The following is a 23,430-nucleotide window of genomic DNA, read 5'->3' on the forward strand; positions in this document are numbered from 1 at the left end:
CAATGACCCCGCACCCGCGCTATCCGCACGTGTTCTCGCCGCTCAAGATCGGCAATACTTTGGTCAAGAACCGCATCCTGATGGGATCGATGCACACCGGCCTGGAAGACCAGCCCGACGCGGCAGAGCGGCTGTCCGCCTATTTCGTCGAGCGGGCAAAAGGCGGGGTCGGCATGATCATCACTGGCGGGATCGGGCCGCACCCCACGGCCGGGTACGGCGCCAAGCTGCTGGATGACAAGGACGCGGCGCTGCACCGCCAGGTGACCGAAGCAGTCCACGCGGCCGCGCCCGATGTGAAGATTGTCATGCAGATCCTCCATACCGGGCCATTGGCTGGCACTGCCGACTGTGTCGCGCCATCGCCGGTCAAATCGCGGATCGGCCGCCATGCCCCCAATGAACTTACCGAAGAAGGCATTGCCGAACAGATAGCCGCCTTTGCCAACTGCGCCCGGCTGGCCCAACAGGCAGGCTATGACGGGGTAGAGATCATCGGTTCTGCGGGCTATCTCATTTCCACTTTCCTCGTTGAAAAGACCAACCAGCGCACCGACCAGTGGGGCGGATCGTGGGACAACCGGATGCGCTTCCCGCGCGAAGTGATCCGCGCGGTGCGGGCAGCAGTCGGCCTGGATTTCGTGGTAATTTTCCGGATCGCGGCGATGGACATGCTCCAAGGCGGCATGGCCTGGGATGAAGTGGTCAGCCTGGCCCAGGCGCTTGAAGCGGACGGCGTGGACGTCATCTCCACCCACTTCTGCTGGCACGAAAGCTTTGTCCCGACCATCGCCACCATGGTGCCCCGTGCGGCCTTTACCCAGGTGACTGGGCGCTTGAGAAAGGCGCTGTCGATCCCGGTCATTACCAGCAACCGGATCAACATGCCCCAGGTTGCCGAAGATGTGCTGGCCCGCGGCGATGCCGATCTGGTTTCGATGGCGCGGCCGATGCTGGCCGATGCCGAGCTGGTTAACAAGGCGCGCGAGGGCCGCGAGGACGAGATCAATACCTGCATCGCCTGCAATCAGGCGTGTCTGGATCACACCTTTACCGGCAAGCTCACATCATGCCTGGTCAACGCCCGTGCCTGCCGCGAGACCGAGATCGCCGTGCTGCCCGCCGCTGCGCCCAGGCGGATCGCCGTGGTCGGCGCAGGTCCGGCCGGGCTGGCCTATGCCGCCATTGCTGCCGAGCGCGGGCACAAGGTAACGCTTTATGATGCGGCGGACGAAATCGGCGGGCAATTCAATCTTGCCAAGCAAATCCCCGGCAAGGAAGAGTTCTATGAAACCCTGCGCTATTTCGCCCGGATGATCGAGGTGCACGGCATTGATCTGCGGCTTGGCACCCGCATCGATGCGGCCCGTCTGAAGGACGCCGGGTTTGATGAAGTCATTGTCGCCACCGGAATAACCCCGCGCAGACCGGTGCTGGACGGGATCGATCATCCCAAGGCGGTCAGCTATGTCGATGTGATCAGGGGCAAAGCCCCGGTCGGACAGAAGGTTGCTATCATGGGCGCTGGCGGGATTGGCTTCGACGTCGCCGAACTGATCACTCACCAGGGGACCAGCGCGGCGCTGGATGTCGCCGTCTTTGCCCGCGAATGGGGGGTTGATTTTGCCAACCACCCGCGCGGCGGTGTAACCGGAATCGAACCTCAGGTGGCCAGCAACGGCCGCGAAGTGACCCTGCTCCAGCGCAAGGCCACCCCGGTCGGCCAAGGCCTGGGCAAGACCACCGGCTGGACCCACCGCCTGACCCTGCAGCGGCGCGGCGTGAAGATGGTGTCGGGCATCGAGTATGACCGCATCGACGATGCCGGCCTGCACTGCCGGATCAACGGCGAGCCGGTACTGATGGAAGTAGACACGGTGATCGTCTGTGCCGGACAGGAACCGGCACGCGGGCTTTACGATGACCTGGTCGCCCTTGGCATTTCCGCCCAGCTTATCGGCGGCGCCTTTGAAGCCGCCGAACTCGACGCCAAACGAGCGATCAAACAGGCGACCGAACTGGCCGTGGCCGCGTGAAGTGATGAGGTAGGTGAAGGGAAGCCAAAAATCTGTGTATCAATTTGATTTATCTATAGTTTATCCTGAAGCAATCCGGCAGTGGCCCCAATATGGCCCCCTGCGTCGTTGGATACCTGTGGAAATCCTGAGATAATAAAAGATTTGGGCAGGCTACAACGTCCGACTTGTCGGACATAGCAGTCATTCCGAAGGCAATTTATTTTAGTCTGCACCTGCCGTCCATTCATAACTTGGAATGTCGGCATCTGGATCGTAACTAAGGCAGCAATCGCGATCAGAAGAGCAAGGTGCCAGACGCCCATCCTACCTCGCAAATGAGCGCTCTCATCACCTGTTGCAGCTGCTCGAAACCAAGGACAAGGCCGCGCATTTGCTTGATGCGTTTCTGAACCATTTCCGGTAACGGCAGCTTTCGGAGCGGCGATAGGCCGAGCGAAATGACCGAAATCAGGACGCACAGCCGACGTGCCGGTTCGCTGCTCGAAATATCGGCTATCCATATAGGCGCAGCTAAGAGGAGCCCTTCCGGATCGTCCAACAAACCTGCCGTCAGCTTCCGCTAACAGAGCCGCCGTTTGAACCCTCAAATCGAACCACCGGATCCTGCCGTTTGTTCACGCCGCAATTTGCGGAACAGGTCCAATGTAGATTGACGCCGGGCGGATTAGTCTGCCGTTTGCAACCTGCTCGCGTGCATGCGCGATCCATCCCAGGGAGCGCCCCATCGCAAAGACGCAGGTAAACTCGTCAGGATCGAAGCCCAGAGCCTCAAGCAAAAGCGCGGTGTAAAACTCAACGTTCGTTTGCAAGGAGCGATCCGGCTTGCGCTCACGCAGAATCTCCAATGCAGCGGCCTCCACAGCCTCAGCATGGGCAAGTCGACCGGAATGCGGCCCCAAAATGCGGACTGCTTTCTTCAGAGCGTCCGCGCGCGGATCGCGGACGCGGTAGATGCGGTGTCCAAAGCCCATCAATCTGTCACCCCGGTCGATTGCCTGCTCGATCCAGGTCCGGGCGTTGCTGGCATCGCCAATCTCGTCCAGCATCTCGATCACCGGACCAGGTGCGCCACCATGCAGCGGACCCTTCAAGGTGCTGATCCCGGTGAGAACGGCAGAGTTTAGGCCCGCCAGTGTTGATGCGGTGACGCGCGCAGCGAAGGTCGAGGCATTCAGGCCATGATCGCAGACCGTTACGAGATAGGTGTCGAGTGCCGCGGCTTCTTCGGGCGTCGGCGCGACACCCTTCATCATCCGCAATATATCGGTGGCGTGATCCAGCGAGGGATCAGGGGAGATCAGCGGCATCCCTCGCCGCGCGCGGGCAACCGCAGCCGTGAACACAGACACGCCAGCCAGAAGAAGCAAGGCGATCTTCAGGTTGTCGCCGTCGGGTATCCGCGCGATCAGCGCGCGAACGGCCTCAACCGCGTTCAAACCAGGTGGGATCGCGTTGACTACATTCGCATATTCGAAGGCTTCGACCCGAGCCTGCCCCAATTGTACATCGAGCTCTCCGATATCGGGAAGGTCTTCGAAAAAGCCATCCAGCAGGAGATGTGCAGCCTCGGCAAAGCGGATGCGCTCCGCCAGCTGGTCGAGCTCATATCCACGGATAACCAGATGGCCTCCTACGCCATCGACATCGGACAGTATCGTGTGGGCGGCAACCACGCCCTCGAGCCCTTCGGCCATGAATGAAACTCCTGCACTTGACGCGGGCAGAGTTCCGACAGAAGTTGATTTCGTCAATCTTGATCAATTTAATCAATATAAAGGCTCCGAGAACGATGACGGGCTGGTTGACTGCTGAGGAAGTGATGGACCGCTTGGGTCTAAAGCCGCAGACCCTATATGCCTATGTCAGTCGCGGCAGGATCGAGGCGCGCCGGGACGACGGGGATGCGCGGCGCAGTGCCTATCGCGCAGCCGATGTCGCCAGGCTGGAAAAGCGCAGGGCACGCGGAAAAGGGTCCGCGGCCGTTGCCGAAGACGCTATTGCCTGGGGCGAACCGGTGCTGGCCTCATCAATCACGACAATCGCCCACGGCAAGCTGTGGTACAGGGGGCAGGACGCAGCGGCGCTGGCCGAAACGGCACGACTCGAGGACGTTGCACGCCTGTTGTGGGATTGCGGCGAGGAACGCTTCCCCGTGCAAACCAACAACATCGCGCCCGGGCGTCCGCATGATCGAATGTTTCAAGCTCTGGCATGGCGGGCGGCGACCAGCCCCGCGATGCACGGACGCCGCCCCGAAGCCCTCTATTTCGAGGCCGCATCGCTGCTCGACCTCATGGTTGATGCCGTGGCTGGTGGTTCTGCCGACGGCCCAATGCATCTGCGGCTTGGCCGAGCCTGGGGATGCGATGACGCAGGGACCGATCTGGTCCGGCGTTCCCTGGTCCTTCTGGCCGACCATGAATTAAACGCCTCCACCTTCGCTGCGCGAGTCACTGCATCGACAGGTGCCTCATTGGCAGCCTGCGCACTGTCCGGCCTGAATGCGCTTTCCGGCCCCCTGCATGGCGGAATGGCTGTGCGGGTTCGCAGCTTCTGCGAAGAGGCCCAAAAGCGAGGTGCTCATGAGGCTGTCACGGAACGTCTCGCAAGTGGCGGCTATATACCAGGCTTTGGCCATCCTCTCTATCCCCACGGAGATCCGCGGGCAAAGGCTTTGCTGACCGCGTTTGCACCATCCAACGAGCATGTTGCGCTTGCTGGCACGGTTCGCGAAATCACTGGCGAATTACCGAACATCGACTTTGCATTGACGGCATTAAGCGATGCCGCGCACCTGCCGGATGATGCTCCATTCCAAGTCTTCGCCACGGCGCGTTGCACCGGGTGGATCGCCCATGCTCTCGAACAATCTCGAACCGGACGCCTGATCCGGCCCAGAGCCAGATACATTGGCATCGCGCCTGTCGCCGCGTTACCATGACCGCTAACAGAACAGACTTCGCGAGTCTCACAATTTTGTGCAGAGGCGGTCGTTCATATATAAACTTTAGGTTTGTAAAAATCTGTTGGATAAAAAATAAGGTTTTTATATAATTATGCTATAAATAATAGCAAATATCCTTCAGGCGATTAAAATCCCGTTCTTCGATTAGATCTGAAATTCTAATATCACTAACTTCATCAGATATCTGTTGAGCTATTCGAAAATTGGTGGATTCGATCTCAACCCTGGACAGGGTCGCTCCAGGATTTCGGACGAAGAACAGAAATCGCCCAGGCTTGGCATCTCTTTTCATACCTGTGCCCCGATATCGCAGATTGAGAGGTATTTGGATGAGCGCGTGGAAACACTTAGGCTTGATCGCGCGCCTTCGAGCGAAAGAGATACGAAGGGGGCGAAGGTTCCGCCAAAATGCGTGCGGCCAGCTGGTTTTAGCTGCGCAGCTTCATCATCGAGGCCCCAGTAATCGATGAATGCGGCGACCTGCAGGTCGGGCATTACCCACCAACTGTATGACTGGAACGGCTCGCTCATGGGATTGGCGAGAACCAAGCCATTTTGGTTGAGCAATTCCCACGGCCCTTCGACCGAATGGGCAGTTGCTCCGTAAAGACCTGTCGGCGCAGAGATGCCCGGCGCGAACACATGCGACTGAGTCGACCAGAACAGGTACAGGCGACCGTCACGGCGTACGATGTGCGGACGTTCCAGCTCGTTGTTGACATCTGTGGCGTCGATCAGTGGCGGCAAGGCGGTATAGGCACGGCCAGCCGCGTCGCCGCGCGCGATCCCGATGACGCCGTTGAATGCACGCGGGGCGGCAGCGGCTGAAGCGGTGAATAGCAGGTATCTGGCGCCGTCAGCGTCCTGCCACGGGCACGGATCGCGAAACGCCTTGATCTCGCCGGCGCGCCCCTCTCGCTGATCGGCGGGCATATATGGGCTGGCCGCGCGCAAAAGCTCCTCGGGCGACGACCACGCGCCGAATGGACAAGCCTGATCAGTCGTCAGGCTGGCCTTGGTTACGAACAGTCGCTGGCAAAAGCTCTGCGGGCATTCTCCCCTGATACCGGCTGCCGTGAAGTAGAGGGAAACGCTCGAACCTTCGAGGCGGGCAGCGCCCGACCACTCGCGGCTTCCTGGGGTAAGACCCTCAGCGATGGTCTGGCCAAGATGGAGATAGGTCGTGCCAGTGCGGTGAAAGGTGTGGATCCGGGCATGGCCATGGCGTTCTTCAGGATCGGCAAAAGCCGGTGCGGCAAGCGCGAACCACAGTTCGCCGCCGCACCATGCAACCGGCTGGCCTGACGTGTCCGCAAGCGGCCAGGAATCCCACACGTCAAGGTCGGACGAAATCCGGTGGATTTGATCCGCCCCGATCACCGGCAAGCGTGCGGTGTCCGCGCAGTGCAAACCTTGCAGATCCTGGGCAGTCCAGTTGCGGGTCATTATCGCAGGCAGGGAAGCGTCCATCACTGGCAAACCGGGCAAGGCAGTCTCGTCATGCAAGGTCAGCGTCGCGTCGCAGCAGGACCCTGGAGCTGGTAACCGACCAGCACCGATGCATAGGGTTCAAGTATTGGATCGGCCAGATTGACAGGACCTGCCGGCGTGCTGCTCATCAGGATCGTGCCGGATTTGGGCTGCACACTGGGCCAACCCGTGATATTCAGGTCTTGTCGTTGGGTGCTCATATTGAGCAGCACCAGCACGCCCCGTCCTGCCTTATCCTGCCTGGCATATGCGAGCACGCTTGAATTACCGGATTCGAGCGGGATGTAAGCACCATCGCGCAGGGCCGGATGGTTCTTGCGCAAGGTCAACAGGCGCAGGTACCAGTTATATACCGAATTGGGCTCAATCTGCTGCTGGGCGACATTGCGAGTGGTGGCGGTCCGCGCAACCGGTAACCATGACGTTCCGGTGCTGAAGCCTGCTCCCGCACTTCCGCTCCACTGCATAGGCGACCGAACTGGATCGCGATTGTCGCGAACCTTGCGCTTTGGGCCAAGCGGGAAATCGGCCAGCTCAGCCGGCTTGAGATCGGACATGCCGATTTCCTCGCCATAATACATCAGGGCTGTACCGCGCAGAGTCAGGCTCATGGCCGCGGTGAGACGCGCGATTCGTTCGTCGTATATTCCGTCGCCGAACCGCGTCCATTGCCGGGTGGTGTCGTGGTTGCTGAAGTGGAAGACTGGCGGCAATCCGTCGAGCTTAAGTTCGGCTTCGTCGATCCGAGCCTTGAACTTTGCGGCGTCGAGCGGCTTCACCGCAGTGTAAAGGAAATTGATCGGCAGATTGATCTCGTCACCCTTGGCACCGTAGACCTGCCGCAGGCCATCGAATGTCGCGACCGAATTTTCGCCGAGCAACACGGGATTCCCGGGAAAGCTGTCCACGATCGCGCGCATTTCGCGCAGCGCCCCGTGATTTGAGGGCAAGTTACTGTTGTAGGGTTTCAGCCAGACTGGCTGGCCGGAGGCTACATCGGGATCCTGCGGCCAGTTCGGATCCTCGAACAAATAGGGCGTCGCGTCCAGCCGGAATCCGCTGGCACCGTGGCTCAGCCAGAAACGCATCACATCATGCATCGCCTTTCGCAGGCCGGGACTGTTCCAGTTCAGATCGGGCTGCTGCTTGTAGAAAATGTGATAGTAATACTGTCCGGTGGGCTTGTCGTATTCCCAGGTCGATCCGCCGAAGATCGATTGCCAGTTAGTCGGCGGTCCACCGCCCGGCGCGGGATCGTGCCAGACATACCAGTCGCGCTTCGGATTGGTTCGCGACGACCGCGATTCCTTGAACCACGGATGCTGGTCGGACGAATGGTTGAGGACGAAGTCCACAAGAATTCGGATGCCGCGCTTTCGCGCCTCACGCGACAACCGGTCCCAATCCGCCATGGTGCCGTACTCAGGCGAAACACTGGTGTAGTCCGAGACATCGTAACCGAAATCGACGTTCGGCGAAGGAAAAAACGGGGTGATCCAGATCGCGTCGACACCTAAGGTTTTCAGGTAGTCGAGCCGCCGCGTGATGCCGTTCAGATCGCCTATGCCATCGCCATTGGTGTCCTGAAAACTGCGTGGATAGATTTCGTAGATCACGGCACTCTTCCACCACGGCTCGGCCGCCTTGCCCGGCTTGGCGATCGCAGGCGTGGCCAGTGTCGCCAGTCCAACGGCGGCCAGCACGGCGGAAATCGATTGCATGCAGGTGCGGAAGCGCATCGTGAACGTCTTTCTGCGTTTGATCAGGACGGAAGGGTTTCGGCGGAGCAAGTCTGGTGCCCAGCCAGCACGGAAGCCTGGCTCGGGAAGTTCAAGGCACAGCCATCAAGGAATGCTCCGATCTGGCGATCCCGGTAGAAATCGACATCGCCGCGCTGGTCGACGGCAAGACCAGGGTAGGCGCCGTAGCCCGACAGCAAACAGTGCCAGGACGCGCTGCCGAAATGGCTGAGACCCTTTTGCCGTTCGAGCAAAGTGGCGAGATCAGCGCGGCGAAACCAGGTTTCGAGTATTTCGAGAAGGTTGTCGGACAGAGCTTCGTTTTCGCGATTGGCCCGCCAGTAATCCCCATCGGCACGGGTATTAAGCTTGTAATGCGCGACCACGTAGTCGCGGACATGTTCGATCTGGTCAGAGATATCGGCGTTGAAGGCATCGCGATGTTGCGCACTAAAGCCGCCTTGTTCGAACCGTTTGATGAACTGTTCGACAGTGTTGAGCACAAGATGCAGCGCGGTTGCTTCCAGCGGTTCGATGAAGCCTTGGGCCAGGCCGATCGCGACGCAGTTGCGGTCCCAGTGCCGTTCGAGCTGGCCGACGCGGAATTTCAGATGACGTGCCGGCGTGTCGTCTTGCTTCAGGCCGAGATGGGCGCGCAGTTCCGCCTCGGCCGCGTCTGCCGAAAGGAAGTCGGAGCTGTAGACATAGCCATTGCCGACCCGGCTGGTTAGCGGGATCGACCAGGCCCACCCTGCTGATAATGCGGTTGATGTCGTTTCGACAGGGAGCACCACTTGCGCTGCGGTTGGCATCACCACCGCCGCATCGTTGAACAGGTTGGACTTGAAGCTGCGATAGGGAACGCCCAGTTCGCGCTCCATCAGCAGCCCTGCGAAGCCGCTGCAATCGATGAAGACATCGGCGGCGATGCGGTCGCCCTCGCGGGTGCACAGTGCGGCGATGTCACCGCGCTCGGTGCGTTCCACTTTTTCGACATGGCGCGACAGGTGCGTAACGCCTTGCGCGATGGCGTGATCGCGCAGGAATTGGCCAACCAGGGCGGAATCGAAATGGTAGCCGTATTCCATCCGGAACGGGAAATTGGAAGGTGCCAGGGGTGCCTTCGCCTGGCGAGCCAACACGCCGCCCAGGAAAAAGTCGTCCGGCTGCGTCGGGACGTCGAAGCCGAGCCGGCGGTTGCCGCAGTTAAGCACAAAGGCGTCCTCGGTAAGGACATCGAGCTGCGTCAGAAACGGATGGCTGTAACTGGTGATGCCCGAACCCGGACTCCAGCCGGCAAAGCGGATATTGACCTTGTAGGTCGCATGGCACGCCGCCATCCATTCGGTTTCGGCAATGCCGATGACTTCGAAGAAGCGTTTGAGCGACGGGGTCGAACCTTCTCCAACCCCGATCGCGGCGATATCGGGTGTCTCGACCAGGGTGATCTTGAATCGCTGCTCATGCCAGTGCCTGGCCATCAGGTTCGCGGCCATCCAGCCCGCCGTCCCGCCGCCGACGATGGCTATCCGCAGCGGGTCGGTCATGCCGCCCTGTGCACCTGGGTCTGAAGCCACCGGTCGTGATCGGGCAACTGGGGCAGAGGCCGGGCCTTGACTGCCGCCAACTTCTCAAGCTGGTCCTGTAGTTCAGCGTCCGACGGACCGTCGGCCAAGGGATGGTGATCATCTGGCAGCACATGCTGGCCCATCAGGACCTGCACCCACGACGGCTCCATGAAGATGTCGTACTGATCCTGCACCAGTGTCCCGTTGGCGCGGAACAGGGCGATCTTCTCGGCCAGCCGGGTGGGCACCTCCATTTCGCGCAAATCTTTCCAGAAGCCGTCGCTCCCGCGATTGTTGACGTGGTAATGCAGAATGATGAAATCGCGGATCTGTTCGTACTCGATCTGTGACTGCCGGTTGTACTCATCGACCAGTTCGGCGGTGACGCCATGGTGCGGGAACAGGTGGAGCAACCGCACGATCGCCGACTGGATCAGATAGATACTGGTCGATTCCAGGGGTTCGAGGAAACCGCTTGCCAACCCGACCGCAACGACATTGTGGGACCATTGACGGCGGGCGCGACCAGTCTGGAAGCGGATGATCTTCGGATCAGCCAGTGCTGGCGTGTCAAGGTTCGCGAGCAGCACGTCGGCTGCAGCCTCGTCGCTGCAATGACGGCTGCTGTAAACCAGACCATTGCCGTTTCGGTGCTGCAAGGGAATGCGCCATTGCCATCCGGCATCGCGGGCAATTGCGCGGGTGAAGGGCAAGGTCGTGTCGAACCGTTCGGATGGCACGGCCATGGCGCTGTCGCAGGGCAGCCAGTGCCCCCAGTCCTCATAACCCACGGCAAGCTGCTGCTGGATCAACACGCCCCTGGATCCGGAGCAATCGATAAACAGGTCCCCCGCGACCGTGCGTCCATCGCGCAGCTCCAGGCTGGTGATGTCACCGGTGTGAGAATGGCGCGTGACGCCCGCGACCATGCCTTCGGTCCGTACAACGCCCAGGCCTTCCGAATAGGAGCGCAAAAATTGGCCGTAGAGCGCGGAATCGAAATGGTAGGCGTAAGGCATATCCCAGATTGGATCGTTGCCTTGAGTCGGCGCGAACCGGCCAGCTTCCGCCGCGAGAAAATTGAGATCGTAGTCCCAATAGCTTCCCCCGAAACCCAATTTGTGGGCCCGGTTCCAGAAGTGATGGAACGAAGCGAAGGCGGTGTTGCGGCCCGCGCTACCAAAGGTGTGATAATAGCAATCGCCATCCGCACCCCAGTTCTCGAACCGGATTGCAAGCTTGATTGTGGCTTTGGTTTCTCGAAGAAAGTCGCTCTCGGCAATGCCGAGCACCGCGTTGACTTGCTGGATCGGGGGAATGGTAGCTTCACCCACCCCGACGATACCAATTTCATCGGATTCGACGAGTTCGATTTCGACCAGTGATCCAAGCACTTTGGCAGTCAGCGCCGCTGCCAACCAGCCTGCTGTGCCGCCACCGAGGATGACGACCTTACGGATCGCTTTCGTCATCAGCCGCCCTTCGCATGATCGAACTGTTCAAACACCCCCGGCGTGTTTTGCACCGGGGGTATTCCTAGTCTGGTTTAGAAGAACGAGAAAGTCGCGTTGAACAGGAAGTTGCGACCGTAGGTTTCGCTGCGGCTGATGAGGCCGCTGGCGCTATCCACGTAGATGTCCTTCTGGTTCGTGAGGTTCTGGGCCTGGAGCGAGAGCCGCAGTCCGCTTAGTGCGCCAAGTCCGGAGTCCTTGAAGTCATAGCCGATCTGCGCGTCGACCAATGTCTCACCCGCCCGGTTGACCGGCGAGATCGAGTTGGAGCCGCCGCGATCTTCCGACAGCCAGGCAGAACGCTTGTTGGCCGAAACCCGGGCAGAGAAGCCGGCTTTTTCAAAATAGACAGTGCCAGTCAGAACCGACTTTGAAAGACCCGGTATGGCCGAGCCATCGTCAAGCTTGCCATCGGTAAACGCGCCGCCGGCAATAATCCCGAAGCCGTCAAGCGCTCCAACGAACCGACCAAACGGCAGCGCTGCCTGCACTTCAAGCCCCTTCACGTCGCCCTTCAGTCCGCCGGTGTACGATGTGTTCACGCCCTTGAAAGTGGCCGGGGTGTACTTGGTCAGGCCGTCACTGCTGACTGCCTGATGGTAACCGGGGATGTAGAACGCCGTGAAGTCGCGGATCGAAGTGGCTGCCACGTTCCAGTTTACCAGCTTCTTATAGAATACCGTTGCCGAGACAAAGCCGTCACGGGCAAAATACCATTCATAAGAAAGGTCGACCTGATTGGCTTCATACGGCCGCAACGTGGCATTGCCCGAGCTTGAAACCCAAGGACCCAGCGCCGGATCCGGGTTGGTGACATTGGCAACATTGTTGCGGAAGTTGATCTTCGAGCCCGGGTTGAGGAAATCGATCCGCGGACGGCTGATAACCTTCGCTGCCGACAGCCGGATGGTGTGCCCACCGGTCAGATCGAAGTTGATGTTCACGCTTGGCAGGATGCGGGTATAGCTGGCACCGTCGGTGATCGGGACACCCAGCGCAACCAGGTTGGACTGGATCGCCGAATTGAAGCCGGTTCCGCGCTGCTTGGTAATGACAGCCTGCACCCCGGCGTTACCGAAGATCCGGGCCCCGCCGCTCAATTCGCTTTCGAACTCTCCCTCGATAAACGGCTGCCACACCGTTTCCGAGATGGTGTAAGTGTCGGCCAGGCGGTCGGGTTCGTAGAGCCCGGCGTCCCACTTCTTGTAGTAGCCGCCATTGATCAACGACAGGGCATCATAGGCTACGACATTACCCAGCCCAACCCAGTTGAGATCGGCCAAGCCGCGCTGGGCATCGGTCGGAATTGGCCCGTCGAGCGGATAGGTCGGCGCGGTCAGGAAGAAGCCCTGGTTTATCTTCGACTTCTTGTGGTTCGAATAGCGAACTCCGGCGTTCACCGTTTTGATGAAGCCGTTATCGAGGTTCGCCTTGACTTCAAACCGGGCAGAATCGAGCTTTTCGTCAAAAATTCCGGTGTTGACGAAGCCGTCCTGCGCCTGGGCAAAGCCGACGGGCGAGGTCGCGCTGACGTAGAGCGGAGTGCCCGGTGCGTTGCCGAGCGGGGCAAGGCCTCCGCCCCACGATTGCGGACCGGCCAGCTTGACCTTGTTGAAATCATCGAAAAGCTGCGAATTGTTGGAAAAGACCAGTCCGTTGGGCGTGTAAGTATAGGTCTGGATATTGTTGGGACCTTGGGTCGAGGTCGCTGCGCGGCCAAGGCCTGAATAGCTTTCTGCACGGGTGTCGCGCTTGCTGCTCTTGGCATGCGATACGTCAAGCAGGAACTTCACGTTGGCGCCCGCGTCATACTCGAAGTTCCCACCAAATACCGTCAGCTTGCCGGTCTTGTCCAACGGATCGGTGCGCAGCACGGAATTGAAGCCACTGGTCCTCGCTGAAGTGATGGCGGTAGCGGTCGAAGTCAGCACCGTGCTGCCGTTAGACGGAATTCCCAGCGCCTCGATAAAGCCGCGCGAAACGCCCTTGTCGGAAAAGTTGATGTAGAGACCATCGAACCTGGCCGTGAAATTTGACGAAGGCTTGAATTCGATTACGCCTGCCAGCGTATCGCGCTTGAGCACGCGTGAACGCGACGAGATATCGATGCCTGCCGGGGCATATTTTCCGGCATCGGGACCGGATGTGATCGCGCCCTTGTCGTAACCCCAGACGCTGAAGAAGTTGTCTTGCGTCGGTGACGATGTGGTTGCAGCGGTCAGCGCCACACCGATGGTGTCGTTGGCAAATCGGTCGCTGAACGAAAGCGCCGCACGATAGCCCTTGTCCTTGAAATCAGGGTTCTTCGACTTCTGGCCGTTCAGTTCGAAACTGCCATTCACCACCAGCGAACGCTTGTGTTCGAGAGGATGGATCGTACGCAAATCGACGGTGCCGCCAATGCCCACGGCACTGAGTTCGGCATTCGGTGTCTTATAAACCACCGCGCTATCGATGATTTCAGAAGGGTAGAGATCGTACTCGACGCCGCGGTTGTCGCCGATACCGATCAGTTCGCGGCCGTTCAAGGTGGTGCCGACAAAGTCTTCGCGGAAGCCGCGTACCGAAATGCCGCTGACGCGGCCAGAGCGGCGCTCACCAGCAAGGCCGGCCAGACGGCCCAGCGAATCGGCGACGCTCGACTGCGGCAATTTGCCGATGTCTTCGGCCGAAAGCGCTTCGACCACCGAGGCACTGTCCTGCTTGAGGGTCTGTGCACGCTCAAGGCTGGCCCGCAGACCGGTGACGACGATTTCCTGACCGGACGTATCGTCCTCGGCAGCGCTCGGCGCGGTGGCAGTCTGGGCATGCGCAAGGCTGGCGCAGGACAGCGCAAGTGCTGCGGTCGAGCACGCCAGACCCAAACGGATATTGGATTTCATGGTTTTCCCCTCCGGAATCATTTTTTACGACGAGTGAACCAGCGCCGCGTCCGATCGCCTTACAAAGTTTGCAATCGATTGCCATCAGACTTGGTTTATTTGCACGTGCAAAAATTCAGGGTGCTTCCGCCTGTTTCGCCATTGTGGGAATCCGTGCGAGAACGGCACCGATGCCCATGGATACCTCTCCATCCGATCAATACTCCCCTGCAGGATCGAGCTGGATCAGGCTGGATCAGACTGCAGTGCTACTGGCATTCGGAGCACTCGGCTTCTGCGGCTCTATCTCGGGTACTCTGGTACCTGCAGTCAGGCAGGCCTTCGGTCTTGGGCTTTCTGCAGCGATGTCGGTGCAGTGGATCGCGCTGATAGGCGTCGGGCTTTCGTCGCTCCCGCTGGCACGGCTGATGCAGCGGATCGGCACCGTGCGCATGGCCATCGCCGCTCTGGCGATGAGCTTCTTCGGGTGCATTGCGGTCGCCATTGTAATGACTCCCACGATTGTTGGTGCTCCCGGATACGCGCTGTTGCTCCTGTCTCTGTTGATTTTGTCGATTGGCGGGACGGCTCTGCAGGTGTCGATCAATCCTTTGGTTGCCGGGCTTGGTCCGACCAGGCTGGCTGCATCGCGGATGACCTTGGCTCAAGGTTTCAATTCGCTCGGTACACTGGCCGCCGTCTACCTGTCTTCGGTCATGGTGCTGGCAAGGGTCGATCGGGCGACCGTTTCATCGTCGGGCCCGCTCCTGGCAGGGATCGCGCAGACGTATCTGATCTGCGCGCTGTTCACGGGAGGTGTGCTGCTGCTGGCAGTCTTTGCATTCAGGCCCGGCAATCAGGTGCTGGCGTCGCCCACCGCCAAACATTCGCATTCGATCACCCGTACGCTGCGCGACCGTTGGGCATTGGGCGGTTCGCTCGCGATCGCTGCTTATGTCGGCGCCGAAGGGGCGATCGGCGCGATGGTGACCAGCTTTCTTCATCAACCAGATGTGATGGATCTGCCGCTGCAGACTGCGGGATACTATTTTGCCGCGATCTACCTCGGCGGGATGATCGCGGGGCGGTTCATGGGCGGTGTGCTGCTGCGCGCCCGGCAGCCCTCTCGTGTGCTTGCCAGCGCTGCAGTGGCGGCAGCGGCGGGGTGCCTGGTTGCCATCGTGGGACACGGCGAGATCACCGGGATCGCGGTGCTTTTGATCGGATCGCTCAATTCCATCATGTTCCCGGTGATCTTTTCGCTGTCGTTGGAGCGATCGGATGCTCCCGCCGCGGCAGTCTCGGGATTGCTGGTACTGGCGACGTCGGGAGGGGCGACCGTCTCGGCATTGGCGGGCGCGGTCGCCGACCACCGCGGGATCGGGCTGGCTTTTTCCATTCCGCTCTGCGCCTACCTCATTGTCGCCGGTTTTGCCGTGCGCGCCGCCCGGCGCTATTGACCTTGATGGCCCCCGCAGGATTCGCGGATCGTGATCTGGGTGGGAAGCCGTTCCGACCTGACTTCGTGGCCGGTCATCAATCGCAGTAACTTCGCTACCAGCAGGTCGCCGGCCAGAATCGGATCCTGCCGCATGCTCGTCAACTTGGGTCGGATGAAGTCTGCGATCTCGCTGTCATCATAGCCGATCACCGAGACGTCGCCGGGAACGGCAAGACCGCGGCGCAGCAGCGCCTCGATCGCGCCGGCCGCGATGTAGTCCGATGAGGTGACCAAGCCATCGAACGCGATCGCCTGATCAAGCAATTCCTCGACTGCATCGTTGCCGGCGTTGCGGCCGGGACCATGTGGTCGCATCATCACATTTCCATGGGCATATCCTGATGCAGCGTGGGCCGCCTTGAAGCCGGCCACCCGTGCCGCAAGCTGGGACAGCCCGGTCTGCGCCGACGTGATCGGAGCGGCCTGCCCGACAAATGCGATGCGCCGTCGTCCGAGCTCGAGCAAATGACGTGTGGCGCGAAGGCTGCCTTCGAAATTGTCGCTCCCGACCGAGCAATACTTCTGGTCCGGTGCATCGACGCCCCAGACCACGAACGGTCGCGGCCCGCCGGCAAGACTGTTCAGGCCAGCATGAAACTGCGATTGGCCAACAAAGATAATCCCGTGATAGGGATGTTCAGCCATAAATTTGATCAAGCTCCTGTCATCGAAGGGTGACTGTGACGACACCGAGAAATCGACGCCGTGGTCGCGCATCGCCGCACCGATTCCGCCCAGTAGATTAAGTTCGAACGAGTTGGCCAGTGGACTTCCTGCGGTGAGGGCCACCGGCATGACCACGCAGACCGAACTCGATCGGCTGGGCCGCCGCACGCGGATCTTGCGTGGCAGTTTGGAACTTGTGTCAGCACTGTAGCCTTGCGCCTCGGCCAAGGCCAACACGCGAATTTTGGTTTCTGGTGTAATCGCCGGATGGTCGGCCAGAACCCGAGAGACCGTTGCTATGGACACGCCGGCTGCAGCTGCGATGTCCGCCAATCTCGGCTTTCCGCTGCGCATTGAATCACGCCTCATTGAGCAATTTGCATCACAGATTGCTCCGGAACCCTGGTCTGAGCAACAGACTTCATGAATGAAAGGTCACTTGAGGAACTTGCGGGCGAGCAAATTTCGGCGTTGATTGCAAGATCACCAATCCTCCACAATTCGGCAAAAGGACGCGCGCCGCGAACCAACATCGAATCCCGACAGGCAAAGTCGTCCAACATTTCAGCCATGGGGCTGAATTGTCTATCTGTTTGTTCCCGCAAACTGAGCGGACGGTTAGCTCCTCATCGAGGCGTTCTGTAAGCTGCCGCTCAATCATCGTAGCCCACACGTCGGCAATTGGGCCGATTGCTGACTTGCGGGTTTCGGTCAGCTTTGAAGAGGTAGCCGCCGTTTCTGGAGCGCGGCTAATGGCAATACTGGCCCCGGAATTCGTCGGTTTCGAACTCAGGAGCAGTTGGCACCAGCCAACTAGGGCATTGGAGCTCAAAATATGGTCGAGCGCCGGCTGCCATGTGGTCGTGCAAATTCTGTACTACCACGGCAAAGGATGCCAACGTGCTTGGTCTCGACAATAGCGGCATTTCACTGATGTTCGGACGCGGATGCCTCAGTCAACCGTTACAAGCGAAATATGAACGGAGAAGAGGTTGGATCATCTATCCCGGCGGCGCTTGCTTGGTGCCGGAACCGTTGGACTTGCCGCCGCGGCGACTTTGTCGGCAACCAGGGTTCATGCGGCACAAGCCCCGGTGTGGGATCGGGCCCACCGCCGTGCGCAGGCTCAGCCTATTGTCGACTACCTTGCTGCAAACGGAGCGAAGTTGCTGCGTGAACCACAGGGCGCAATCGCACTGCCGAGCATCTCGCCCAGCCTGCCGGGCAAAGAATACAGTGCGCAGCTGTGGGATTGGGACACCCTTTGGACGAGTACCGCCTTGTTCAAGCTGGCCGACTTCATGGCTGATCCCGCGTTCAGCGCCCGGCTGACCCGTCATGTCGAGGGCAGCCTGCTGACATTCTTCCAGCATCAGAGGCGTGAGGGGAGGATTCCGCTTGTCATCAATCCGGTGATGCCTCCCGATGGCGGCCTCAGGATGGACGCGCCCAACCATCAGAATCAGGCCAAGCCGGTGTTCGGGCAACTCGCACTGCTGCTTGCCGATCGCACTGGCAGCGCCGAATTCCTGCGTCCGCACTTCGAACCGCTGCTGCGATTTTACGAGAGCTGGTATCTGGGCAACATGTCGAAGCCTGGGCTGTTCGTCTGGGGAGACGATGTCTGTATCGGTAACGACAACGATCCGACCACTTATGGACGTCCCTACTTCTCATCCGCAAACTTGCTGCTCAATTGCCTCTTCTACCAAGATCTGGGTGCCGCGTTGACGCTTGCGCAGCGGCTCGGACGGCCCGCAGCGGAACAGGCATCGCTCGCCGCGCGGCGTCAGGCCCTCGGCGATGCTATTCAGCGGCATTGCTGGGACGAGCGCGACGCGTTCTACTACACAGCCGACGTGCAAGTCGTTGACCGGCGGTCCGAACTGCTTCCGGGAATTCCGCAGGGCATGGCGACGAGCTGGCAGGTTCTGCCTTTGCGTATCCAGACCTTTACCGGGTTTTTGCCGCTTTGGTGTGGGCTGGCAAGCCCGGCGCAGGCTGCGCGACTGCTGGAACGCAACTGGTTTGCCGACGACCGTTTGCGCGGCGCATGGGGTGTGCGCTCGCTCGGGCGGCAGGAGCCGATGTATTCGATGGTGGCCAGCGGCAACCCAAGCAACTGGCTCGGGCCAGTGTGGATCATTGCCAATTATTTCGTCTGGAAGGGGCTGGTCGCTTACGGTCAGACACAGGCTGCCGATGCGCTGGCCAGTGATACGGTCCGATTGCTGGTCAAGAGCCTTGCGGAAACCGGAAGTCTCAACGAATATTACCACCCGGACACAGGCGCGGCGCTTAGCCATCCCGGTTTTATGGACTGGGACATGCTGGTGCTGGAAATGATCTGACGGACAGTCTGGCGAAAGCGGACGCTAAGCGCCTGCTGTTTAATGGCGTGAGTTGGTCGGCAGCTGCCGCCGGGCGCTGACGCATCCGGATGACTGCTTATCCCCATTTACGAATTATAAGTTGACCTTCCGGACAGTCCCAAAGCCGGTCGACCGGTCCCTTGCAAAGGCCCGATGAACGAAGGCAGCTTCTAGAGAGCGATGCTGGTCCGCCAAACGGCCGCTATGTTGGCAGTAGTGCTCGCAAGCAAGCTGGTGCTTGCAATTTGCTATTGTTGCAGTGCACAATCAGGCGATGCGGATTGCGATCGTCGATGAAAGCGCCACGCGCGCTGCGGTGATCCGCGAGGGGCTGGCGGCGGCCGACGATTGCGAGCTGTTTGTCATTACAGAACGGCGTGGGCTGGTCGCGCAGATCAGCGAAATTGCACCCGACATCGTGTTGATCGACCTTGGCAATCCGTCGCGCGATGTGCTGGAGGAATTTTTCGCCGTCAGCCGGGCTTTGGCCAAGCCCATTGCCATGTTCGTCGACGAATCGGACGATGAGGCCACCGCCGCGTCGGTCGATGCCGGGGTCTCGGCCTATGTCGTCGATGGCCTCGCGGCTCACCGGATCCGGCCACTACTAGATCTTGCGGTGCGCCGGTTCCACGCCTTTGCCCGGCTGCAATCCGATCTGGCCGAAGCGCGCGGGGCGCTGGCTGAGCGCCAGACCGTCGACAAGGCCAAACGCATCCTGATGGACAGCCGCGGCCTGCCCGAACCGGCCGCTTACAAAGAAATGCGCGACGCCGCGATGAAGCAGGGGCGGCGGATCGCCGATATTGCCGAAGCCATTGTCACGGCCCACAACTTGCTTGGAGGAGGCCGATGAGCGCCGAACTCACCATTGGTTTTCTGCCGCTAGTCGATGCCTGTCTGCCGATTCTGGCCCGGGAACACGGATTCGCCGAGGAGGAAGGCCTGTCGTTGCGGCTGGTCAAGGATATGAGCTGGGCGACGGTACTTGACCGGCTGCTCTATGGCCACAGCGACGCTGCGCACATGGTTGCGCCGCTGGCGATTGCGACCACGCTGGGGCGCGGCCGACCAGCTCAGCCGTTGTCCGTTCCGTTCGTGCTGGGGCTTAACGGCAATGCGATTACCATGACGCCAGACTTGGCGGCAAAGGTCCACGCGAAAGGGCACTTGGGCGATCCGACCGAGGTTGGTGCAGCGTTGCGGACTGTTGCCGCGGAACGCCGCGAAGCCGGACGCCCGCTGCGTTTTGGCGTGGTCCATCGCTATTCGAGCCACAACTATATGCTGCGTTACTGGCTGGCGGCTTGCGGCGTGCGGCCTGACAGCGATGTCGAAATTACCACCGTCGCCCCGCCGTTCTGCGCCGACGCGCTCGAAGCTGGCGAGGTCGACGCGATCTGTGTGGGCGAGCCATGGAACTCTGTCGCAGTGGAGCGCGGAGTGGGCGAGATCGTGCTGGTCACCGCACAAATCTGGCGGCGCGGCGTGGAAAAGGTGCTGGCCCTGCGCGAATCCGTGCTGGAAGACCGGCGCGGCCACGTTGAAAGCCTGGTCCGCGCACTGCGCAAGGCTGGGCAGCATTTCGTTGATCCGGAACATTGGGACGCAAATGCTGCGATTCTGGCCCGGCCTGAATACCTCGACGGCAATGCCGATCTGATCAAGCATGCGATTTCCGATCGCCTGCTGCTCACGCGCGGGGGCGAACTTGTCCACTATCCCGATTTCATGTTCCAGTACCGCGAGGCGGCGAACTTTCCGTGGGTCAGTCAGGCTGAGTGGCTCTATACCCAGATGGTTCGGTGGGACGGGATGGCATTTGACCCGCTCGCAGCTGCAAAAGCGGCCCTCACCTTTCGCCCGGATGTCTACCGCAGTGCACTAAAGGGAACCGGTGAGCCGCTTCCAGGGGCCAATTCGAAGGTCGAAGGAAGTGTGTCAGGACCTCTTGCTGTGGGCACCCAGCAGGGCAATATGACATTGACTAGTGACGGTTTTTTCGACGGCGGCAGATTCGATCCGGATGACTTGGCAGGATACCTGGCCAAGCGCCCCTGAGGAAAAAATCATGCTGCAGTGCAAAAAGAGCTTTACGCGCGCGCCCCGAATCGCTTAGTTTCGATTCGAGCAGAGGCGGAAGCGGTCCAGCGTGGGGCCGCATCTTTCCACTCTGCCGCACACAGACATTGCGTGGCAACGGAGCCGCCCGATCTGATCCTTTTTGGGGTCAAGTCGAGGCGGCTTTTTCGTGTTGTTCGCGCACCGGAACAGGGATCACGCGATGAAGACTGCTGGCAAATTTGGGTTCGACAAGCGTTCGATTTTGGCCGCCCTGCTGCTGGGCTCGGCACTGTCTGGTTGCAGCAAAAGCAGCGCCCCGCCCGAAGGCGGTGACATCGCCAAGGTCGCGGCGGCCAAGGGGATTGAAAAGTCCGCGCTAAAGCTGGGTTTCATCAAACTTACCGATATGGCCCCGCTGGCTGTCGCTAAGGAAAAGGGCTTCTTTGCCGAAGAAGGCCTCAACGTCACGCTGGAGCCGCAGGCCAACTGGAAGGTGCTGCTGGACGGCGTTGCCGGTGGGCAGCTTGATGGCGCGCACATGCTGGCCGGCCAGCCGATCGCCGCCGCCGCTGGGATCGGCGCGAAGGTCAAGCTGGTCGCGCCGCTCAGCCTCGATCTCAACGGCAATGCGATTACGGTCTCAAACAAGGTCTGGGACAAGATCGCGCCCGGCCTGCCCAAGGGCGCGGACGGCAAGCCGGTGCACCCGATTGCCGCTTCTGCGCTGAAGCCCGCGATGGCAGCAGGGCCGCTCAAGTTCGGGATGGTCTTCCCGTTCAGCCCGCACAATTACGAGCTACGCTATTGGCTGGCAGCAGGCGGGATTACGCCGGGTTATTACTTGCCGGGGGATCTGGCTGGCACCACCGGTGCGCAGGTGCAGATCTCGGTAACGCCGCCGCCGCAGATGCCCGCCACGCTGGAGGCCGGAACGATTGACGGCTATTCGGTGGGTGAGCCGTGGAACCAGGCCGCGGTGAAGAAGAAGATCGGCTCACCTGTAATCACCGACGCAGAAATCTTCCCGGACAATCCCGAAAAGGTTTTCGGGATGACCGATGCCTTTGCTGTCGCCAACCCCAAGACGGTTCAGGCACTGTTGCGGGCGCTGATCAAGGCGCAGCAATGGCTCGATGCCGATGGCGGCAAAAACCGGGCCGAGGCGGTCAAGATCCTGGCGCTGCCCAAATATGTAGGTGCCGATGCAGAAGTTATCTCGGCCTCGATGACCGGCAAGTTCACCTTCGCCCAGGGTGACACCCGCGATGCCCCGGGCTTCAACATATTTTTCGGTAAGTTTGCAGGCTACCCCTACTATTCCGACGCGATCTGGAATCTGACTCAAATGCGCCGCTGGGGCCAGATCGCCAGCGACAAGCCCGACCAGTGGTATTTCGACACGGCCAAAGCGGTCTACCGCCCGGATCTCTACATGACCGCGGCCAAGAGTCTGGTAAGCGACGGCGCGATCCCGGCTGCAGCCGTGCCCGAAACGGATGGCTTCAAAGCGCCCCAGTCCGGCTTTATCGACGGCATAACCTATGATGGCAAACAGCCCAACGCATACCTCGCCAAGTTCCCGATCGGGCTGAAGGCTGGGCAGTCGGTTTCCCCAGCCGGCGTAAAGTGAGGACGTGTTCGATATGAATGCCGCACCGACCAGAAAAGTTGATTTCGCGATGGACCACGAAGTCGGTCCGCCTGCTGACGTGGCGGCCCGGTCCGGGCAGGAGGAGCCGTCCAAACCGGCGCGACGCCTCCTGCCCGCCGGGTTAGAGCTTCCTCCAGCGCGCGCCATATTCGATGCAATGTGGCCGCCGCTAGCTGGTATCGCGGCCTTCCTCTTGTTGTGGGCAATTCTGGCCCCGTTGGTGAAGACGTCGCTGGGTACGCTGCCCGGCCCGAGTGACGTATGGCAGGCTTTCCTTGCTCTGATGAGCGAATATTCGGTCGCCCGCGCCGAAGCGGCAGCGGCTGTTGCTGCGGGGTCGAGCTATGCCGGCCCGCCGACTTTCATCGATCAGATCTTCACCTCGCTTGAAACAGTGGCACTGGGCTTTGTGCTCGCAACGCTGGTGGCGGTGCCGGTCGGACTGGTTGCAGGCATGTCAAAGCGGATCAATGCAGCGATCAACCCGCTGATCCAGGTGATGCGCCCGGTTAGCCCGCTGGCCTGGCTGCCGATTGTGACGATGGTGGTGTCCGCCTCAATCAGCGGCGATGACGGGATGCTGCCCAAAAGCTTCGTGATCTCTGCGGTGGTGGTGATGCTGTGTTCGCTGTGGCCAACGCTGATCAACACGGCGGTTGGCACCGCTTCGATCGACAAGGATTTGCTCAATGTCGGACGGGTGCTGCGGCTGGGCTGGTTTGCCAAGCTTCGGAGGCTCGTCCTGCCCAGTTCGCTGCCGTACATCTTCACGGGTATGCGGCTCTCGCTGGGCACCGGCTGGATGGTGCTGATCGCGGCGGAAATGCTGGCGCAGAACCCCGGGCTGGGCAAATTCGTCTGGGACGAGTTCCAGAACGGTAACGAGAAGTCGCTGGCGCGGATCATGGTCGCGGTGGTGGTGATCGGCCTGATCGGCTTCCTGCTCGACCGGGTGATGATGGCGATGCAAGCCTTCGTCAGCCGCAACCATACGGTGTGATC

Annotated in this window: 16 protein-coding genes; 8 read left to right on the top strand and 8 right to left on the bottom strand. The window is 60.4% G+C overall.

The window, feature by feature from the left end; all coding sequences use genetic code 11:
• The first annotated feature begins 2 nt into the window (after positions 1-2).
• Positions 3-2,036: an FAD-dependent oxidoreductase gene (locus Q0L62_RS05165; RefSeq protein ID WP_296677411.1), complete on the top strand. Its 2,034-nt coding sequence runs from the start codon at positions 3-5 to the stop codon at positions 2,034-2,036.
• 617 nt (positions 2,037-2,653) lie between these two features.
• Here Q0L62_RS05165 and Q0L62_RS05170 read toward each other — a convergent pair.
• A complete protein-coding gene (locus Q0L62_RS05170; RefSeq protein ID WP_296677414.1) occupies positions 2,654-3,733 on the bottom strand; it encodes a citrate synthase/methylcitrate synthase in 1,080 nt (359 codons plus the stop codon).
• A 95-nt stretch (positions 3,734-3,828) separates the two neighbouring features.
• Between Q0L62_RS05170 and Q0L62_RS05175 the strand changes: the two genes are divergently transcribed.
• Positions 3,829-4,980: a citrate synthase family protein gene (locus Q0L62_RS05175; RefSeq protein WP_296677416.1), complete on the top strand. Its 1,152-nt coding sequence runs from the start codon at positions 3,829-3,831 to the stop codon at positions 4,978-4,980.
• A 312-nt stretch (positions 4,981-5,292) separates the two neighbouring features.
• Here the strand turns inward: Q0L62_RS05175 and Q0L62_RS05180 are convergent, their stop codons facing one another.
• The 5 genes from Q0L62_RS05180 to Q0L62_RS05200 form a co-directional block, all read right to left on the bottom strand.
• Entirely contained in the window at positions 5,293-6,474 is a 1,182-nt protein-coding gene (locus Q0L62_RS05180; RefSeq protein WP_296677419.1) for a glycoside hydrolase family 68 protein, read from the bottom strand.
• Positions 6,475-6,512: 38 nt separating this feature from the next.
• Positions 6,513-8,234 carry an alpha-glucosidase gene (locus tag Q0L62_RS05185; RefSeq protein WP_296677422.1) on the bottom strand — a complete coding sequence of 574 codons (1,722 nt, stop codon included), beginning with the start codon at positions 8,232-8,234 and terminating at the stop codon, positions 6,513-6,515.
• Positions 8,235-8,257: 23 nt separating this feature from the next.
• Positions 8,258-9,781: a tryptophan halogenase family protein gene (locus Q0L62_RS05190; RefSeq protein WP_296677426.1), complete on the bottom strand. Its 1,524-nt coding sequence runs from the start codon at positions 9,779-9,781 to the stop codon at positions 8,258-8,260.
• Entirely contained in the window at positions 9,778-11,274 is a 1,497-nt protein-coding gene (locus tag Q0L62_RS05195) for a tryptophan halogenase family protein (protein ID WP_296677428.1), read from the bottom strand. The genes Q0L62_RS05190 and Q0L62_RS05195 overlap by 4 nt, the downstream gene beginning before the upstream one ends.
• A gap of 74 nt (positions 11,275-11,348) precedes the next feature.
• Entirely contained in the window at positions 11,349-14,195 is a 2,847-nt protein-coding gene (locus Q0L62_RS05200; RefSeq protein ID WP_296677431.1) for a TonB-dependent receptor, read from the bottom strand.
• A 176-nt stretch (positions 14,196-14,371) separates the two neighbouring features.
• Between Q0L62_RS05200 and Q0L62_RS05205 the strand changes: the two genes are divergently transcribed.
• A complete protein-coding gene (locus tag Q0L62_RS05205) occupies positions 14,372-15,634 on the top strand; it encodes an MFS transporter (protein WP_296677434.1) in 1,263 nt (420 codons plus the stop codon).
• Here Q0L62_RS05205 and Q0L62_RS05210 read toward each other — a convergent pair.
• Positions 15,628-16,710 (bottom strand): LacI family DNA-binding transcriptional regulator, encoded by a 1,083-nt coding sequence (locus Q0L62_RS05210; RefSeq protein ID WP_367183254.1) that lies wholly within the window; start codon positions 16,708-16,710, stop codon positions 15,628-15,630. The two genes, Q0L62_RS05205 and Q0L62_RS05210, sit on opposite strands and share 7 nt — an antisense overlap.
• On the bottom strand, positions 16,707-16,913 hold the full coding sequence (locus tag Q0L62_RS05215; RefSeq protein ID WP_296677438.1) for a hypothetical protein: 207 nt from the start codon (positions 16,911-16,913) through the stop codon (positions 16,707-16,709). Before Q0L62_RS05215 ends, Q0L62_RS05210 begins: the two co-directional genes overlap by 4 nt.
• Positions 16,914-17,333: 420 nt before the next feature.
• Between Q0L62_RS05215 and Q0L62_RS05220 the strand changes: the two genes are divergently transcribed.
• The 5 genes from Q0L62_RS05220 to Q0L62_RS05240 all read left to right on the top strand — a co-directional run bounded on the left by Q0L62_RS05220 (position 17,334) and on the right by Q0L62_RS05240 (position 23,428).
• The gene (locus tag Q0L62_RS05220) at positions 17,334-18,692 is read left to right on the top strand and encodes a trehalase family glycosidase (RefSeq protein ID WP_296677441.1); all 1,359 of its coding nucleotides are present in this window, start codon (positions 17,334-17,336) and stop codon (positions 18,690-18,692) included.
• A 295-nt stretch (positions 18,693-18,987) separates the two neighbouring features.
• Positions 18,988-19,569 carry an ANTAR domain-containing response regulator gene (locus Q0L62_RS05225; protein ID WP_296677444.1) on the top strand — a complete coding sequence of 194 codons (582 nt, stop codon included), beginning with the start codon at positions 18,988-18,990 and terminating at the stop codon, positions 19,567-19,569.
• Positions 19,566-20,774 (top strand): ABC transporter substrate-binding protein, encoded by a 1,209-nt coding sequence (locus Q0L62_RS05230; protein ID WP_296677446.1) that lies wholly within the window; start codon positions 19,566-19,568, stop codon positions 20,772-20,774. Before Q0L62_RS05225 ends, Q0L62_RS05230 begins: the two co-directional genes overlap by 4 nt.
• Before the next feature lie 223 nt (positions 20,775-20,997).
• Complete coding sequence (locus Q0L62_RS05235; protein ID WP_296677449.1) at positions 20,998-22,407, top strand: CmpA/NrtA family ABC transporter substrate-binding protein; 1,410 nt, start codon at positions 20,998-21,000, stop codon at positions 22,405-22,407.
• A gap of 13 nt (positions 22,408-22,420) precedes the next feature.
• Positions 22,421-23,428, top strand: coding sequence for an ABC transporter permease (locus Q0L62_RS05240; RefSeq protein ID WP_296677452.1), 1,008 nt, complete (start codon positions 22,421-22,423; stop codon positions 23,426-23,428).
• Positions 23,429-23,430: the final 2 nt, after the last annotated feature.

Source organism: Novosphingobium sp. (assembly GCF_024642085.1).
Classification (GTDB): Bacteria; Pseudomonadota; Alphaproteobacteria; order Sphingomonadales; family Sphingomonadaceae; genus Novosphingobium.